Here is a 16,476-nt window from a genome sequence, read left to right as displayed (position 1 = left end):
AACTATGACAATGGAAGAAAGAAAAGCAAAAGGACTGCTCTGGACAGACACACCTGAGGCTATGGCAGCCCAGGTTAAGGCTAGGGGGCTGGTTTATGATTTTAACCATACAAGACCTGAGGAAAAAGAAAAAAGAATGGCTCTGCTGCCCCAAATCTTTGGTTCCCTGGGAAAAGATGTATGGATCGAGCCGCCGCTAACACTGGCATTCGGCAAAACGGTCTCCATTGGTGACAATACATATATCAACTCCAATTTAACCTTGGTGGATGATTATATTATAAATATAGGCAGCGGTGTTCTCATGGCCCCTAATGTTACCATCAGCGCTACCGGGCATCCTGTGCACTATAAACTGCGCCCTCACGGGGAGATGTATTCCTTCCCTGTGACCATCGGCGACAATGTGTGGATCGGAAGCGGTACCATCATCATGCCGGGAGTGACCATTGGCAGCAATTCCGTCATCGGAGCCGGTAGTATCGTGACAAAAGATATTCCCGCAGACTGCATTGCTGTGGGAAACCCATGCAAAGTGCTGCGGGAAATTACGGATGATGATTTAATTTATTATTACAAAAACCGACGGGTGGACGGCGAAAACGATTAAGACAGTTCCGTCTGCCTGTACTGTTACAACGGGGAAACTTCAGAATGATCACAGAACATGCACTGCCTGCAAGCATACACCCTGCGGTCCATACCAGCATATCCCTGTCCCGGTAGTCAAGGGCCTGGGTCATGAGCACCCTCACGTCCTCTGCCTTCTCTAATGCCAGTCTGGAAAAAAAGGAGAAATCCGACCAGGCACCCGGGATATAATCATCTGAAAAGTGAAAGCTGATAAGCACCAGTATGCCGATTCCGCCTATCACCGCCACCGGAAAACAAATACTGCAGACTTCCTTCACCCAATTCTTCCATCCGGAGTCCCGGTAAAAACGGTGCAGCCTGACTGCTGACATTACAAATAAAACCCATAGGGGGGCCATAAGGAACAGGCCCCCCAGTCCCCGGAACAAATCTCCCTCTGACTTCACATCCGCATTTCCCGGAAGCAGTCCCGAGAGCATCCGCTCCGCGCCAGATGCCGGCATATTTCTAAACTGTACCTGTACCCTGTTGTATAAGGTTCCGCTCTCCCCCTGTATGACGCAGACAGTATCCCTGCTGTCCAGGATTCCCCTGACCAGATACTGTTTTCCCGCTACTTGTATACTTCCCCCTGTTTCGTCTATATTAAGCGCCTGCGCAAGTTTCCTGCTGATCACACATCCGGCATTGTCACCATCGCTCACCAGACTTCCCCGGCACAGTTTACCGGGCATGATCAAATTCATATTCCCGGCTGCCCTGATCAACTGTGCCTTTGCACTCCGGCCCAGAGACGTATGAACCGCGTTTACCTCCTCCGGCGATTTCCACAGTGTCATATCTTTTATATACTTTCTTTCATCTTCTCCGGCATTCTGCCACCAGGTTTCCATCTGTTCCCTGGTCACAGATGGGCTGCGGTACACAAATCCCAGCTCCCCTGCAGCTTGTTTTTTCAGACTGCTGTAACAGGAAATTCCCATTCCTGCAAAAAGTGCCATGATAACTGCCGCCAGTGTAAGCTTTATTTCATTTTTTCTCACTCTAACCGTACCTGATTTCCCTCCTCCACATATTTACTGGATTCTACTATGATAAGGCTCTTATTGTTTAAAGCCGACTTCACAGCAGCAGATTTATCATCCTTATCCAAAACGGTTACCGGAACAGAAATCGCGGTGTACACCTGTCCCAAAATACCGTCTCTTGCCTCTGCCGTCAGTACAAATGTCTGTCCCTGTACCTGATGCAGGGCGCTCAAAGGTATTACCTGTTCATAAGAACCTGATTCTTTACTTGCCTCATAGGTAAAAGATGTACCTGTTTTCAGCTCTTTTTCACCGGCCTGTCCATACCAGACCATTCCGCCCGATCCTGCCTGTCCCTCCTCTTCCTTAGATGATGTTTCCTGGGCAGATGCCTGTTCAAATCTCTCTGCCTTAACTTCCAGAGTGTCTGTATTTCCTGAAAACTTTATGTTTATTTTATCGCCTTCCTGTATTTTCCCCACGTCCACCTGGTCAATGAGTCCTTTTGCCTCTGCGGCCTGCGATGCGATGATGATCTGCTCTGTCCCTGCAGTCACATCACCTTCTGTCACACCTGCGGATTGGAAAATGCCGGAGGATGCCGCACTTACGATGCCCTCCGCATTTTGGATATCTGTCAGTTTCTTAAGCGCTGCCTGGGCGCCTTCTATATCTACCTGTATCCCCTCCACTGTGAGGGTGTTTGATTTTTTCTTTTTTTCTTCGTTCTGCCTGGCGTTTGCCTCATTTTGGCTTGCCAGCTCATACTGCTCCACTGCCTGATTATAAGAGATGGCCTGGCTGTTTAATGTGTCTGCGGCACTCTGCATTTTATCCTTTGCAGCCTGTACCTCCTGCTCCCACTTTTCATATTCCCCGGCTCCGGAAGAGTTTCCGCCCTGGGATGTTTGCCCCGCTGTATCGGGGCCTTCGCCCTGGTCAACATCCTGACCGCTGTCCTGTGTCTGGCCGCTGTCCTGTGTCTGGCCGCTGTCCTGTGTCTGGCCGCTGTCTGCTGCCGGAGGATCATTTGCCAGGTTTTCATACTCTGCTGCTGCCTGATCATAATCCGCCTGGGCCTGTTCCAATAGTATTTCCGCGTTGTTCAAAGCAATCTGTGCCTGTGCCGTCTCCGGCGTGCGGGCATCCTCCTGGCCTGCCAGCTTCTGCTGCTCCAACTGCAGGTTCAGCTTTTCTATCTCTCTGCTCTTTTCCTCTATCTTCTCTGCCAGGTAATCCATATCCAGTTGAATCAGGGCCTGCCCCGCCTCCACTGTGGTCTGGGGTTTCACAAGGACCTTCTTCACTTTCTGTCCCTCCGGCAGAGACTGGCTGTACTGCTCTTTTGCCGTTACGGTACCGCTGCCTGTCACAAGCTGGGTCAGCACCCCCTTCCCCACCTTGGCCGTCTTTACCTTGGCAACCGTTATAGAGGAGGCTGCCCTTGCAGCCACAGTACAGCACAGCATCAGCACTAAAAAATATATCACTGCTTTTCCCGCTTTTTTTCTCATAACTACTCCTTTAATCCTGATGCCACGATCCCCTGCTCCAAATACTCCTGTCCCCATAAAAAAATAAGCACTGCCGGCAGCATCATCACGATGGACGCCGCAAAGGAACTCCCCACCTGATCCGTAGTGATCTGCGGCAGGTAGAGGGAAAGGGGCAGTTTTGATTTTGTCTTCAGAAATGTCATGGGTGCCTCAATGGCATTCCAGTATTCCAAAAAATTAAGGAGCACTGACGCCATAATGCCGGGCAGCCCCAGCGGCACTCCCACATGCAGAAATATTTTAAACTGTCCGGCTCCGTCCACCATGGCTGCCTCCACAAGGGCATCGGGGATGGAGCGGAAGAACTTCTGCATGATAAATACGGGAAATGCCGAGAAGATCCCGGGCAGAATGATTGCCAAATGGGTATCCATAAGAGAAAGCTCAGAAAGTACCAGATAACTGGATACCATGGTAACCTGGAATGGCATGATCATCAAGATCATATATAATAAAAATAATATCCTGCGTCCCCGAAAGCGGTACCTTCCAAACGCCCACGCTGCCGGCATTCCTATCAGCACCTGCCCAATCAGAACAGGTACCACCTGCTTAACGGAATTCCAGAACATAACAAAGAAATCCGGTGAATCCAGCAGCAGCTCCACATACGGCTTCAGCGTGGGATAGACCGGAAGCAGTTCCAGACGGACTGCCTGCGTGCCTCCTCCCAATACCCCGCCGTAGGATGCCTGGAGCTCCTCAGTCCCCATAAATGAATTGGGGAACATGACAAACACCGGCACCCAGAACAGAAGGCAGAATATGGTAAGCACTGCTGTTCGCACTGTCTTTTTCTTATTCACGATCTTCCTGCCTTTCATTCCACCATTCTACCAACACCAGGATCACACTCACTGCAATTGCCATTAAAACTGCCGCAGCACTCATCTTTTGTATGTCCAGTTTTGTAAACCAGTTGTTGAACAAATGCTGCAGCATATAAATACTTTCATGGGGATAGTCCCCCGCAATCAGATATGCCTCCCGGAATACCCGGAACGCATTTACAAAAGACAGGACTCCGATGAGGAAAACACTGCTTTTCATCTGCGGCAGTGTAATATACCGAAAACACTGAAATGCACCGGCACCGCTGACTCTGGCTGCCTCATACTGCTCCTCCCCAATAGCGGACAGGGCTGCGATCCACAACACAATGTCATACCCCATATTCTTCCATAAGTAGGAACCTACCAGGATCCAAAAAGCGTACCCCGTATTCATCCAATCCTGCCCTGTCAGATGCAGCATTTCCAAAATCTGATTGACTACGCCCTTCTGGTCAAACAGAAGTTTCCAAAAGACCACAACCGATGCCACAGGAATTGCCATGGGCAGGAGAAAACCCGCCCGCAGTATCCTGGCAAACCCGGTAATACTGTTCAGAAAAACAGCGGCCAGAAATGACAGGCTCAAAAGCAAAGGGAGACAGATGCAGAGAAACTGCAGCGTATTGCCAAGGGCCTGCCGGAAGGCACTGTTTTCCAGTACCTCCCTGTAATTATCAAGCCCTACAAACAGTCCTCCCACTGCCTGAAAAAAGGAACGGCGTATCACATCCCCAAAAGGCAGAAGGACAAATGCCAGCAGCCCCAGCAGGCTGGGCATCAGAAACGCGTATGCTGTTTTATTCTGACAGGTAGGTGTCCATTTTCTGTCCAATTGCCTTTGCCGCTTCCGCAGATGTCTCGGTCCCCTCATAACATTTCTCCATTTCCTCCAGGACAGTGTCAAACAGTGTCTGGTTGGGAATAAACGGCTTATCCAGCGTGCGTATCAAGTCCAGATAGATCTGAAGAGTCTGTCCGTCAGCATTCCCATACTCTTCCATAATTTCTTCCCCTGTCTTGAAATCTTTATAGGAGCTGACTATCTGTTCCTTCTGTGCTGTGTCTGTATCCGCATATGCCAACAAATTGCTGAATGCACTCTCCGTAACAGGATAACCGTCCCGTGTGTCACTGCCCTGCACATCGTCGGACATCAGCGCTTTGATAAACAGTTCAGCCGTTTCCTGCTGTTTGGATGACGCATTGATCCCTGCTATTGTATATGGTACATAGCTGCTGTTGACTGCCTTTGGCTGGATTCCCGCTGTATTGATACTATAGGCAGGGTACATCATACTGCTGTATCCCTGAAGCTCATATAAGGATACTGTCCCTTCTTTATATCTGCTAAAATAGCCTGTTGAGAAATATATGTTCCGGTCCCCTGTATCTTCGGGATCATACCCCACGGATTCTTCCAGAAGCTTTGTATCTATATTTTCGCAGATCTGCAGATAGTCATCAATAAACTCTGCCATCTTCTCTTCATCAATACTTCCGTCATCTTTTACAAGTTCCTGGTACATGACAGCAAGCAAAGTCTCTGCAGCATAGGTGTGTACAGCGTCTCCCAACACCTGGACCTGGGGATTCTCACGCAGATAAGAGGTCAGGGCCTCAATGCTCTCAAGTGCCTTGTCAGTGTCATCCTTTGAGGCCATGACAGGTACCCCGATGCGGGCCGGCAGTCCGTAAACCTTGCCGTCTCTTTCCAGTGCTCCCGCCACATTCTCCAGCATACCGCTGTCTTTTACCAGTTCATCCCTCAGACTGCTGATATCCGCCAGAACACCTTTTTCTATATAGGAATCCACAGGCAGACGGTCTAAGATCAGCACATCGGCCCCGTTTCCGCCCAAAAGTTCTGTGTTCAGATTGCGGATATCATCAGAGGTTGGTTTTTCGTGTTCTCCCACTGCATAGCTGTAATCCACCTTTACATCAGGGTTCTGGGTCTGGAACAGGCTGATCGCCTGCTGTACTGTCTTATTTTCTTTTAGCCCATAGACCGTAAGGGTGTCATCCGCTGAAACCGGCATATCCTTTTTATAAGTATAGCGGGCCATGAACAGACCGCCTTTGTCATACTCATTATATAAAGTATAAAAATCATCATCATCCCCACAGAAGAATGACACAACGCTGACTCCCGTTGCTCCCATCTTTCCATAGGAGCCGTCAAGCAGCGTCTCCATAAGATCCCCTGTTTCCTGGAAACGTACGATCCCGCTTCCCGTCAGACAGTACCATGTTCCGTCGGTACCCGGGGTAAGGTTAAAGGATTCTCCTTTTTTTGTAAGCGACGCGCTGCCTGCCTTTGAAAAATCGTCTGTGTTATAAAAAGTAACACTTTTTCCATCCTTTGCCGTCACAGCAAGCCGGTTCGGCGAGGCGCTGATGGTGTTCTGGAAGTTTGACATCATTGGTTCCATATCAACAGAGAAAACCTTTTCTCCGTCTTTATAGATTTCAGCTTGTCCTGTACTGCCGTTTGCTACACACAAACTCCCATCCGCCAGTGCATCCACATCCGTCATGTTTGCAGCAATACCATTTTTATCAGCCTTTGTAAGATTCTCAGGAGTGACATCTTCCCATGTATCTCCGCCCTGGGTATTTTTAAATATATGCCATCCGTAGGGTATCTCATCCGTTGGGTTAATCGGTGCCCCCATTGCGTACACATTTCCGTCCTGTCCATACCCCAGATAATTCATCCAAAAATCAGATGCCACATTAGTCAGGGCGGTTTCCTCCTGCGCATCTGACCATTGTCCATCCTTATATTGATAAGAATAGTATTTTACATCTGAATCCTGGCTGCCTCCTGAAGTATACAAATAGAGGATTCCATCCTTTTTATATGCGCCCAGAGGGGTTTCTCCATCCTGTACAGGCGGCTTTAAGTCCTCCTCCACATAGCGGCCCATGGCCTTTTCCTGATTATCTTTCTTTCCGTTACCTGTTTCCTTTTTTTGGCCTCCGCATCCTGATATCAGCCCTGCTGCCAATACAAGACCCATCCCTGCGGCCAGTATTTTTCTCCATTTCATTTATGATAACTCCTCTCTGCCGGTGCTTCCGGCCCCTTCATCTATCAGCATATCAGGAAAATCTCAAAAAAACTTTTAAGAACTCCATGAATTTTTAAAGATTTTTTTGAGAAATGAATGGTATAATAATACTATTATTCGCAGAACTGCGCTTTGGAGTGTGTTGCACCCTTTTGGTATGAAATGCAATGAATTAAATTTTGGTGCCGGCCGACTCCGGATTTTGCTGCGCATCGCACAGCGTCCCCTTGAGAAATCACCTCCCGGGACAGCAGCCCGTAAATAGTAATTATATAATAACTGCAGGAAGACAAAACACCTTTGATAATAAAAAAATCATTATCACAATATGGAAAGGAATTATTATTAATGCGGATTTTATTGATAGAGGATGACCAGGAACTTTGCCATGTGCTGAAAATTTCCTTAGAAAAAGCGGGATATCAGACAGATATCTGCCTGACCGGAACAGATGCGCTCTATTATGCCCTACAGCCTGTCTACAATCTGATCATTTTAGACCGCATGCTGCCGGGGATGGATGGGCTGTCTCTTTTAAAACTCATAAGAAGTAATGAGATCACAACCCCTGTTATCCTGGCAACCGCCATAGACGCGGTGCCGGAGAGGATTGCCGGGTTGGACTGCGGAGCTGATGACTATATTGTAAAGCCATACGACATTGAAGAACTGATGGCCCGTATCCGAGCACTGATACGGCGCCCCCAGCCTATTGAGGACCACCAAAATATGGAATACGGCGACCTGGTATACAATACCACAACACTGAAGCTGACCTGCGGACCCAATACCCAGCAGCTTTCCCGCAGGGAATCCATGCTGATGGAGTATTTTATGCAGAACCCGGACCAGACCATTTCCAGGCAAATGCTGTATTCCAGAGTATGGGGGCCTGACGGGGAAGTGGAGGACGGCAATCTGGATACCTATATTTATTATCTCCGCAAAATACTGAAAAAACTGAAAAGCCGTGTCCGGGTCTCAACCGCGCATGGCATCGGCTACCGATTGGAGTGTCCGCCATGCTGACTACCTTCCGAAGACGTCTGACCCTGCTCTTTGCAGGAACCACCAGCCTGATCCTGACTGTCATTTTTCTGATCGTCTGGATATACCAGAACCATCTGTATCAGGTTCAGCAGGAAAACCTGTTCCAGAACTATCTGCTGGAACTCTCCAATAAACTGGAGGCAGATATCTATTTTTCAGATAACTGGCTTGCCGTAATGGAGGCAGACAACAAGCTCATCATTCATATAGAAGAAAACAGGACTCCCCTTTTCTTTCCCGGCTCCTGGGAACCGGCTACCAACCGTGATACCCTGATCAAAAAGGCAAAAAAACAGGCGCTCGAGGAAAATGTGGATATCACCCGCTCTCCGCTTTCCAACTCTATGCAGAAAACTTCCGTCATGCATATTCGGGGGGAAGAGGGGGATACCTACCAGGCAGTCGTGATCCAGATGCCCGGCGGCAGCGTTTACAAATCTCTGGTACTGTTGCAGGATATCACGGAACTTGGTGAAAAGAGTCTTTCGCTTGGAGTCTTCTTTTTGTTGCTGGATCTGGCCGGATTCGCGGCCCTTTATCTGGCTGCCCGGCTGATCCTTGGACGTGCCATGAAGCCCATTGCAGAATACCAGCAGAGACAGACGGATTTTATATCTGCCGCCTCCCATGAACTGCGTTCTCCCCTGTCTGTCATCCAGACCAGTGCCTCTGTCATAGAAGAGAATCCGGAACAGACTGCCCCCATGTCACAAATCATACGACGGGAATGCAGCCGTGCGGGAAAACTCATCCGTGACCTGCTGCTTCTGGCCTCCTCAGATTCGGGAACTCTCACAAAAAAACTGGAGGAAGTAGAGGCCGATGCCCTGCTGCTCAGACTCTTTGAATCCTTTGAGACAGTATGCCGGCAGAAGGGGATTTCCCTGCAGCTTCATATGCCGGATGACATCCTTCCCCCTGTTCTCTCTGATTCGGCGTATTTATATCAGCTCTTATCCATTCTGTTGGAAAATGCCATGACTTACGGAAAGCCTCAGTCAGGAGAAAAACAATTAATAGAGCTGGCAGCCTGCCAGTCCGGGCGCCATATTATCTTGTCCGTCACAGACCATGGGCCGGGAATCCCGGATGACCAAAAAGAGGCCGTATTCCGACGCTTTTACAAAGCAGATCCCTCCCGGAGCAAGAAAGAACACTTCGGACTTGGTCTGTCCATTGCCAGTGAACTGGCTCATCAGTTAAAATGCCGTCTGATCCTGGTGGATACTCCTGGCGGTGGCGCATGTTTCCAGATAGAACTGACAAAAACGGGAACCGGCAATTCCTGAAGTGTGTCTTAACTGTCTTCCGGCAGATACTTGGCACACTGGGATATGCTGGTTCCCGTTTTTTGCAGCCCGCTTTATGTATTTCAACAAATAAAAGCTCACATTCATTGCCGACAGATACATCATCACCTTCAACGCTGCCTTCCAATTGAAGCGGCTGGACAGCAGGTCTCTGAATCCCTGATCCCGGAGCATTGTTCTGGCACATCCGAAATCATTGTCCGTCAGCGCAGCCCTCAATCTTTATATTCTACCGGATAATTGTCACATATCTCACGGTACAAAAAGCATTCCCGGTTATGGTCATTTATCATCCCGCAGGCCTGCAGATGAGAATATACGGTGATAGAGCCCAGATATTTAAAACCTCTTTTCTTTAAATCCGTGCTCACTGCGTCGGATAATTCATTTTTCGCTGCCCCTTCATACTGGTGACTCCTGTATATAAGGGCCTTTCCTTCTGTCCAGGACCACAGATATGTATCGAAACTGCCGAACTCTTGGATGATCTGCAGGAATCTGCCGGCATTGTGGATCACTGCCTGAATCTTCCTCATAGAACGGATCATTCCCGGTGTTTCCATGATCTCCTGTATTTTATTGTCATCATATGCAGCAATTTTTTTATAATCAAAATCATCAAAACACTGGCGGAAAATGTGGCGCTTTTTCAGCATCATATTCCAGTTCAGTCCACACTGCATAACCTCCATCATTAAAAATTCAAACTGCTTTTTGTCATCATGAAGGGGAATTCCCCATTCCTCATCATGGTATTTTTGTAACATGCCGTTATCCTCACACCAGGTGCATCTTTCACTCATACTTTCTCCTTCTATCTATCCTTTCCCTGCTTATCTACCCAACAAGCCGGAAAGCGGCTTGAGCGCTTCACTCAATCTTTGGATTGTTTCATTCAAGCTGTCCATATCCAGATTCTCCAATGCGGGAAGAACAGTGTCATTTAACGTCTTTAATGTCTGCTCCACTTCGTTCACCAGGCCGGATAAATTTGTAACTAACACCACACCAACGATGATCAATACAATTGCTATGATTCCAAGCAGCACAGCGATCATTTTTGATACAAGTAATTGTTTTCTGAGAAGATGTATCTGTTCCTCCTCAAATGAAAATTTATTATCATCCATGATATCCCTCCTATCTATACTTCGTTCGCACCCATTCAGCATACCCGTCATTTATCATTCCCGCCGAAAATATCCGCATATCAGACAAACCCGCCAAAAACGATTTTGCATGGTTTTTGCCCGTAACTGTAAAGGCTGTGCACAACTGTCTCTATTAAAATATTTTATCACATTTTATATATACGATGTATACATATGCAGCATTTAAACAAGTTTATTTCTTCCCATATACTGAAAAATATCACCGTCAGTACCCCGCCGGTGATATTTTCCATGGTATTTCACATTACTGAGCATTCTCTTCTGCCAGCTTTTTTAAGGAAATCCGCTCTGTCTTATCCCTATATTTCACTGTGAGCATTTCCTGCCCTGTCAGTTCCATCGGTTCTCCGTCAGCACCCAGAAGGGTACTGCTGTCCAAAAATGTATAGCCGCAGGATACACCCCTGTTGTCCGGAAGATTCCCGGTCTCGTCATAGTGCTCTATGATTTCTATTTCATAATCCCCTTTCCTTTCGGCTGTCAGGGTAAGTCCCGCAAGTTTGGGCTGAAAATCAACAGATACAATGCCATTATCCATCCTTTTATATGTCATTTCCACATTCTCAGAGGACGCCAGCTTCTCCCTGCACGCCTCCTCAGCCAGTTCTTTCAGACTATATTCCTCTGCCTTATCCCCGTACTGTATCTTCAGAACATCCCCCTCTGCAATCTGTTCTTTCTTTCCCTCCGGTGTGAGAACTGTCTCTTCATCCACAAAAGTGTAGCCGCAGTATGCATTTCTGTGGATTGGCTTATTCAGCGGATTCACCCGGGTGGCCCTGACTGTTATCACATTGGTGTCCTGGGATTCTGCCTCTGCGTAGAGACGTATATTTTTATCCTTCGGGACAAAACGAATTGTCACGATCTTACCCACAAATTCCTTGGAAATCTTTACATCACCGGATTTCACGTTCCAGCTCTTTCCATAATAGACACTGAGGCCTCCGAAGATAAGCGCGCATATGAGAACTGTCAGCCCCACAGCCTTCCAGATGGCCTTTTTTATTTTCTTAAAGGGCCTGATCGCTTTCTTGTTTGCCTGGATCATCTCCGGCTTCTGCACTTCCTGTTTCATCTCCTCCAGATACTCCCTGCAGTCCCCGCAGTCCCTCAGATGTTCCTCTATCGCCCTGTCACTCTCCCCGCTGGTGAGTCCGTCCACATAGCTCGGGAGCAAATCCCTGATAATTTCACACTTCATAGCCTTACCTTCCTTTCACAATTTTCTGCTTTGCCCTGTAAAAAGTCACACGGGCCCAGTTTTCATTTTTACCGAATATCTCTCCTATTTCTTTGAAGGAAAACGCACCTGTTATGCGCAGAAGCATCACTTCCTTTGCATTCTCGTCCAATATATGAACTTTTTTAAACACATCCATTTTCTCTTCTCTGATACAAAGCTCATCCTCCGGCCCGGCCTTGTGGGAAACCATACTTTCCTCCAGCATGGATGTGCCCTTCCTCTTTCTCTTGTCCAGTTCCTGATACCACAGATGCTTTGCGATCTGACAGAGCCAGGTAGACACTTTGCAGGTCCCGTCATACTTATGGGCTGAGCGCACTGCCTGATAAAAAGTTTCCTGAGTCAGCTCCTCTGCAGTACACTCCTCACGGCACAGGGTCATCAGAAAACGAAATACCGAGTCTGCATATTCCCTGTATATAACATCCATGTCTAACATCTTTTCCTCACCTCTCTTTACTCATATATCCGGGAAACGGAATATTCGTTACACAGAAAATGTGAAATTTTTCGTAACTATTCAGCAGGTCTGCGCATTTACTGCGCTGACCGTAAGAAAACGTTCAGCAGCCAGGCAAAAATCCCATGGAAAAAGGCAATTTGCATGGATTTTTGCTCGTAACTGTAAAGGTATGAACAGTTACAATTTTTCTTTTTAGATTATATCATACTTTGCGCACGTAAAAAGTACCTTGTATCTTTTGATACAAAGCACTTTTTACCCTGCAATTCTTATGCAGCATTTTATTCTATTTTTACTTCAGAACTGTACAGACTCCTCTCCCAATACCAGGTGATAACCGGTTAAAATACAATCTTCTCCATTCGGCGCAGGGACACCCTGTACATAACATACATAAACACCGCCACACCCAGAATCAGTCCCAGTTCCATGACAAATAACCGCAGTTCGGCCGCGTCCAGATGCATGTCATTGAAATAGATTAACAGCATGGAAAACACCAGCACGATAATACTCCCCGCCGCAGTTGGATACGTGAAAATTCTGCGAAGCTGTCTGCATATGACTCTTTCTATATAAGCTCTGTTCGCCCCCAGTTTCCCCAGGTCGGCGAAAAGCTGCCTGTTGTCCATTGCAATGGTCACACTCCTCACATAAGTCATAACGCCCACAGCGGCCAGAGAGATCACTGCAATGTACACACTCAGAAGCACAAACACAGCCACCATCTGCATGGCATCAGCCTTTGTCAGCACTTTGAAAAAAGGGGCATATTTCCAGTCACTCATCAGCTCCGGGTTATCTTCTGAAAGTCCTGCTTTTCCACTGTAATCATATTCCCTCCCATCTTTCACGGCACAAGCCTCCTCATATGCATCATATAGTGCAAGATGATCGGAAAGCTCCCCCGCATGGTCAATGTATTCCTTTTTCAGCTCTACGGCAAAATCGTATGTGTTATTTACATCCTCTGTACAAAAGAAAACCAGTTTTTCTCTGTCGGATCCTGCTGCTGTCTCCTTAAAGCTCCGGTAATCCTCATCGGAAAGGATAAAGGCAAAAGGATCACTGGTCTCTGTCAGATTATCAAACTCCTCTGTTCCCTGATAAATCAGTTTTCTGTTATCCACTGCCAGCAGACAGTCGGGCTTTACCCATATGGTGGGATGATATCCGCTGGAAACAATTGTTTTATATTCTCCCGGTTCTAGCACAATCTCCCGCCCCGCGATCCTGGAAAAATCAGAGGCCGACACAAAAGAAGCCAATTTTCTGGAATTTAAATCCACATATTTTCCACTGTCCGTCAAATCACGCATTTTATAATCCACCGGCAGCACAACTGCCTCAGCCTCCTCGTATTCCTCTATCTGCACTTGATACTTTTGGGCAAGGCTGAATATTTCTTCCCTTGTGATCTGCTTTTCCTCGGAAGGATAATGCATGGAATAATCGTATGGCGCCCCTTCTCCCCCTGCATAAGCAGAACGGTAATACATTGCTCCCCAGAATGCCGACAAAAGGAGCACGAAGACCAGCAGTGTGATCACACACATATTTTTCGTGGTCTGCCTAGCTGTAAAACGCATCAGATCAGCGGAAACAATATTTTTATAATACTTCTCAGGATTTTTCCCTCTGCCTGTGCGCCCCACTGCGCTCAGCATAAAAAGATAAAGACCCACAGCACTGATACCATAAGTGACATTCCAAAATGAGGGCATAACGAACAAAAATACTCTCATGCAGACTGCAGGTACTGCCATAGCCAGCACAAGTCCTGTAAGTATAAGTAAAACCCCGACTTTTCCTGTCCATGACTTTACCTCCCTTACCATCTCTGTCTTTCTCTGTTCATTCAATATCTCTATAATATTGACCCGCCGGATAAAACGTATCCCCAGAAAAAAGATACAGATGACCAGGAAAAGGGCAAATACAATACCGACTGCCAGTCCCGCTGCACCCACCCGGTATTTCATCCCCACTGAAGTAATAATAAGTGACTCAAACCCTTTCCATATAAGGTAAGAAACAGGCACCGCCAGAACAATCCCGAAGACTGCGTATTTTATGATCACTGCCGCCACTTCCAGGGCAAGGCATCCTCCGAGTTTTCCCTTTCGCTCACCCAATGCCAAAAGTACGCCAATCTCCCTGCTTTTATTCCTGAAAAACAGGTTCGTCCCATAGAAGGTAAATACCGTACATCCCAAAAACGTAACTCCCATCATGAGCCACGATAACTTTCTTGTATCTCCCCCCTGGGGCAGAAGTTCCTGTACCGTGGGAGAAAAATACATAAGTGTAAAGGACGTCACCAGCAGCACAGAAAGAAACATACATATTCCTAAAAGGGTGTACTGGTTCTTATTTTTACGCCGCAGTTTTCCCATAATTTTATTCATTGTCATTAGAATCCCCTCCCAGTACCCGGATCGTGTCCAGAAGCTCATCCATAAATGCTTTCCTGCTGCCCTTATTTTCCAAAATCCCATTCACCTGCCCGTCCTTCAGGACTATCACTCTGTCGCAGAATGAGGCTGCATAGCTGTCATGTGTTACCATAAATATAGTTGCCTGCATAGTATCCCTGGCTTTCAGAAACGCGTCGATCACCGCCCTGCAGGATTTGCTGTCCAGATTTCCCGTAGGCTCATCTGCCAGGATCACCAGAGGGTGGTTCATAAGTGCCCTTGCCACTGCAGTCCTCTGTTTTTCGCCGCCGGATATCTCAGCGGGATACTTCTGCATGATCTTATCAATGCCAAAGATCTGACAGATATTCTCTGCCTTGGACTCCATCTGAGCCACAGGCCGCTCATCAATTATCTGGGGAAGACAGATGTTCTCAAACACAGTGAGACCGTCAAGCAGCATAAAATCCTGGAACACAAATCCCATCTTCCTGTTTCTGACCTCTGCCAGTTCCTCCTCCCTAAGCGCAGATATATCCTGTCCTCCAAGAAGAACTGCCCCCTCATCAAAGGGAACAAATCTTGAAATACAGTTGAGGAGGGTAGTCTTTCCACTGCCGGAAGGCCCCATGACAGCCACAAATTCCCCTCTCTCCACGTCAATTGATATATCCCGGAGAACGGGATACACCTGGTTCCCGGTTCTGTAACTCTTTGATAAATGTTCTACCTGCAGCATAATATTCTCCTTTCGCTGATAAACGCTTTGTCCCATTCAGCATCTCTGCGGTTACGGACAGATGACGTTATATATTTACACCATAAATGGTAATACAAAAGAGAAAAGACTGCATTTGACTCCTTGTAAAGTTTGACATTGATTTTGTAAAGTTCGCAGAAAGAATCGACAACCGCGCCGGCATCCTGTAAAATGCAGATAGACAGAACAAAAGATTTACACAGCAGCTTAGGATTTCAAAGGAGTGGGTCAACATGATCAAAATAGGAATCTGTGATGATGAACAACAGATGAGAAAAACGCTCAGACAGATACTGGAACAGGTCTTACAGCTCCGGGGAACGGATCATCAGATATCTGAATATGGATCCGGTGAGGAACTCACTGCCGGAATCTCTTATCTGGATACGGACATTCTTTTTTTAGATATTGAAATGAAAAACCTAGACGGCATTGAGACAGCAAAACTGCTGCGAAAAAAGGGGATGAAAGGCATTATCATATTTGTGACTGCATATCCTGATTTCGTTTTCCAGGGCTATGAAGTCCATGCCTTTCATTATATTCTGAAACCTTATAGAAAAGAAAAAATACAAGAGGTTCTGAACCAGGCCTTGAATGAACTGGAGTTGTCTAAAGAACAGTATTTTGTGATAGAGCAAAAGGCAAGAATCATCCGCATTCCCCTCACGCAGACAATTGCCTTTTCAAGTGACCGCAGGAAGGTACTGGCCCTTTTGAAGGAAGAGACTATTGATTTTTACGGTAAGATAGATGAGATATACCGGGAACTTCCCACCTGCTTTATACGGACCCATAACCGGTATATTGTAAATCTGAATTATGTGACTACTCTGGAAAAGGACCGCTGCATACTGGGCGCACACTCTTTTCCAATCAGCAGAACCTTTCGGCAGGAACTGGAAACAGCCTTTGCCCGTGCTATGCTGAAATAGCGCAGTTGTGGGGGAGACCCAATAGTTACCACTGAAAA

15 protein-coding genes are annotated in these 16,476 nt (G+C 47.0%); 4 read left to right on the top strand and 11 right to left on the bottom strand.

Translation table 11 applies throughout. The annotated features are described in order from the left end of the window. The first annotated feature begins 4 nt into the window (after positions 1-4). Positions 5-610 carry a maltose acetyltransferase domain-containing protein gene (locus BLCOC_RS01790; RefSeq protein WP_018594682.1) on the top strand — a complete coding sequence of 202 codons (606 nt, stop codon included), beginning with the start codon at positions 5-7 and terminating at the stop codon, positions 608-610. Here BLCOC_RS01790 and BLCOC_RS01785 read toward each other — a convergent pair. Genes BLCOC_RS01785 through BLCOC_RS01765 form a run of 5 tightly spaced genes read right to left on the bottom strand, consistent with a single transcriptional unit; the run spans position 549 to position 7,064 of the window. Continuing rightward, on the bottom strand, positions 549-1,637 hold the full coding sequence (locus BLCOC_RS01785; protein ID WP_115624182.1) for an ABC transporter permease: 1,089 nt from the start codon (positions 1,635-1,637) through the stop codon (positions 549-551). The two genes, BLCOC_RS01790 and BLCOC_RS01785, sit on opposite strands and share 62 nt — an antisense overlap. After that, the gene (locus BLCOC_RS01780) at positions 1,634-3,136 is read right to left on the bottom strand and encodes an HlyD family secretion protein (protein ID WP_115624181.1); all 1,503 of its coding nucleotides are present in this window, start codon (positions 3,134-3,136) and stop codon (positions 1,634-1,636) included. Before BLCOC_RS01780 ends, BLCOC_RS01785 begins: the two co-directional genes overlap by 4 nt. Before the next feature lie 2 nt (positions 3,137-3,138). Then, positions 3,139-4,002 carry a carbohydrate ABC transporter permease gene (locus BLCOC_RS01775; protein WP_115624180.1) on the bottom strand — a complete coding sequence of 288 codons (864 nt, stop codon included), beginning with the start codon at positions 4,000-4,002 and terminating at the stop codon, positions 3,139-3,141. Further along, on the bottom strand, positions 3,977-4,843 hold the full coding sequence (locus BLCOC_RS01770) for a carbohydrate ABC transporter permease (protein ID WP_115624179.1): 867 nt from the start codon (positions 4,841-4,843) through the stop codon (positions 3,977-3,979). The genes BLCOC_RS01775 and BLCOC_RS01770 overlap by 26 nt, the downstream gene beginning before the upstream one ends. Further along, positions 4,809-7,064 carry an ABC transporter substrate-binding protein gene (locus tag BLCOC_RS01765; protein ID WP_115624178.1) on the bottom strand — a complete coding sequence of 752 codons (2,256 nt, stop codon included), beginning with the start codon at positions 7,062-7,064 and terminating at the stop codon, positions 4,809-4,811. The genes BLCOC_RS01770 and BLCOC_RS01765 overlap by 35 nt, the downstream gene beginning before the upstream one ends. A 369-nt stretch (positions 7,065-7,433) precedes the next feature. Here BLCOC_RS01765 and BLCOC_RS01760 point away from each other — a divergent pair, with 369 nt between their 5' ends. Both BLCOC_RS01760 and BLCOC_RS01755 read left to right on the top strand, forming a co-directional pair. Continuing rightward, positions 7,434-8,114 (top strand): response regulator transcription factor, encoded by a 681-nt coding sequence (locus tag BLCOC_RS01760; RefSeq protein WP_029470777.1) that lies wholly within the window; start codon positions 7,434-7,436, stop codon positions 8,112-8,114. Beyond that, positions 8,108-9,424 carry a sensor histidine kinase gene (locus BLCOC_RS01755; RefSeq protein WP_115624177.1) on the top strand — a complete coding sequence of 439 codons (1,317 nt, stop codon included), beginning with the start codon at positions 8,108-8,110 and terminating at the stop codon, positions 9,422-9,424. Before BLCOC_RS01760 ends, BLCOC_RS01755 begins: the two co-directional genes overlap by 7 nt. Positions 9,425-9,660: 236 nt before the next feature. Here BLCOC_RS01755 and BLCOC_RS01750 read toward each other — a convergent pair whose 3' ends face one another. From BLCOC_RS01750 to BLCOC_RS01725, 6 genes are all read right to left on the bottom strand, one after another. After that, positions 9,661-10,248 (bottom strand): DNA-3-methyladenine glycosylase I, encoded by a 588-nt coding sequence (locus BLCOC_RS01750; protein ID WP_115624176.1) that lies wholly within the window; start codon positions 10,246-10,248, stop codon positions 9,661-9,663. 30 nt (positions 10,249-10,278) lie between these two features. Then, positions 10,279-10,575, bottom strand: coding sequence for a hypothetical protein (locus BLCOC_RS01745; protein WP_018594691.1), 297 nt, complete (start codon positions 10,573-10,575; stop codon positions 10,279-10,281). Positions 10,576-10,861: 286 nt separating this feature from the next. Beyond that, the gene (locus BLCOC_RS01740) at positions 10,862-11,821 is read right to left on the bottom strand and encodes a zf-HC2 domain-containing protein (RefSeq protein WP_115624175.1); all 960 of its coding nucleotides are present in this window, start codon (positions 11,819-11,821) and stop codon (positions 10,862-10,864) included. Between the two features lie 4 nt (positions 11,822-11,825). Then, positions 11,826-12,302 carry an RNA polymerase sigma factor gene (locus BLCOC_RS01735; protein WP_018594694.1) on the bottom strand — a complete coding sequence of 159 codons (477 nt, stop codon included), beginning with the start codon at positions 12,300-12,302 and terminating at the stop codon, positions 11,826-11,828. A gap of 365 nt (positions 12,303-12,667) precedes the next feature. After that, complete coding sequence (locus tag BLCOC_RS01730) at positions 12,668-14,740, bottom strand: FtsX-like permease family protein (protein WP_115624174.1); 2,073 nt, start codon at positions 14,738-14,740, stop codon at positions 12,668-12,670. Next, entirely contained in the window at positions 14,727-15,482 is a 756-nt protein-coding gene (locus BLCOC_RS01725) for an ABC transporter ATP-binding protein (protein ID WP_018594695.1), read from the bottom strand. The genes BLCOC_RS01730 and BLCOC_RS01725 overlap by 14 nt, the downstream gene beginning before the upstream one ends. 254 nt (positions 15,483-15,736) lie before the next feature. On the opposite strand from BLCOC_RS01725, the gene BLCOC_RS01720 reads away from it, so the two are divergent. Continuing rightward, positions 15,737-16,438, top strand: coding sequence for a LytR/AlgR family response regulator transcription factor (locus tag BLCOC_RS01720; RefSeq protein WP_115624173.1), 702 nt, complete (start codon positions 15,737-15,739; stop codon positions 16,436-16,438). Positions 16,439-16,476: the final 38 nt, after the last annotated feature.

This window comes from Blautia coccoides (assembly GCF_034355335.1).
Lineage (GTDB): Bacteria > Bacillota > Clostridia > Lachnospirales > Lachnospiraceae > Blautia > Blautia producta.
This window is presented reverse-complemented; position numbering and strand designations above follow the sequence as displayed.

Coding starts and splice junctions, on each gene's coding strand:
- BLCOC_RS01745 (WP_018594691.1), bottom strand. CDS start 10,575: ATGGATGATAATAAATTTTCATTTGAGGAGGAACAGATACATCTTCTC.
- BLCOC_RS01725 (WP_018594695.1), bottom strand. CDS start 15,482: ATGCTGCAGGTAGAACATTTATCAAAGAGTTACAGAACCGGGAACCAG.
- BLCOC_RS01775 (WP_115624180.1), bottom strand. CDS start 4,002: ATGAAAGGCAGGAAGATCGTGAATAAGAAAAAGACAGTGCGAACAGCA.
- BLCOC_RS01760 (WP_029470777.1), top strand. CDS start 7,434: ATGCGGATTTTATTGATAGAGGATGACCAGGAACTTTGCCATGTGCTG.
- BLCOC_RS01765 (WP_115624178.1), bottom strand. CDS start 7,064: ATGAAATGGAGAAAAATACTGGCCGCAGGGATGGGTCTTGTATTGGCA.
- BLCOC_RS01730 (WP_115624174.1), bottom strand. CDS start 14,740: ATGACAATGAATAAAATTATGGGAAAACTGCGGCGTAAAAATAAGAAC.
- BLCOC_RS01790 (WP_018594682.1), top strand. CDS start 5: ATGACAATGGAAGAAAGAAAAGCAAAAGGACTGCTCTGGACAGACACA.
- BLCOC_RS01740 (WP_115624175.1), bottom strand. CDS start 11,821: ATGAAGTGTGAAATTATCAGGGATTTGCTCCCGAGCTATGTGGACGGA.
- BLCOC_RS01720 (WP_115624173.1), top strand. CDS start 15,737: ATGATCAAAATAGGAATCTGTGATGATGAACAACAGATGAGAAAAACG.
- BLCOC_RS01750 (WP_115624176.1), bottom strand. CDS start 10,248: ATGAGTGAAAGATGCACCTGGTGTGAGGATAACGGCATGTTACAAAAA.
- BLCOC_RS01780 (WP_115624181.1), bottom strand. CDS start 3,136: ATGAGAAAAAAAGCGGGAAAAGCAGTGATATATTTTTTAGTGCTGATG.
- BLCOC_RS01755 (WP_115624177.1), top strand. CDS start 8,108: ATGCTGACTACCTTCCGAAGACGTCTGACCCTGCTCTTTGCAGGAACC.
- BLCOC_RS01735 (WP_018594694.1), bottom strand. CDS start 12,302: ATGTTAGACATGGATGTTATATACAGGGAATATGCAGACTCGGTATTT.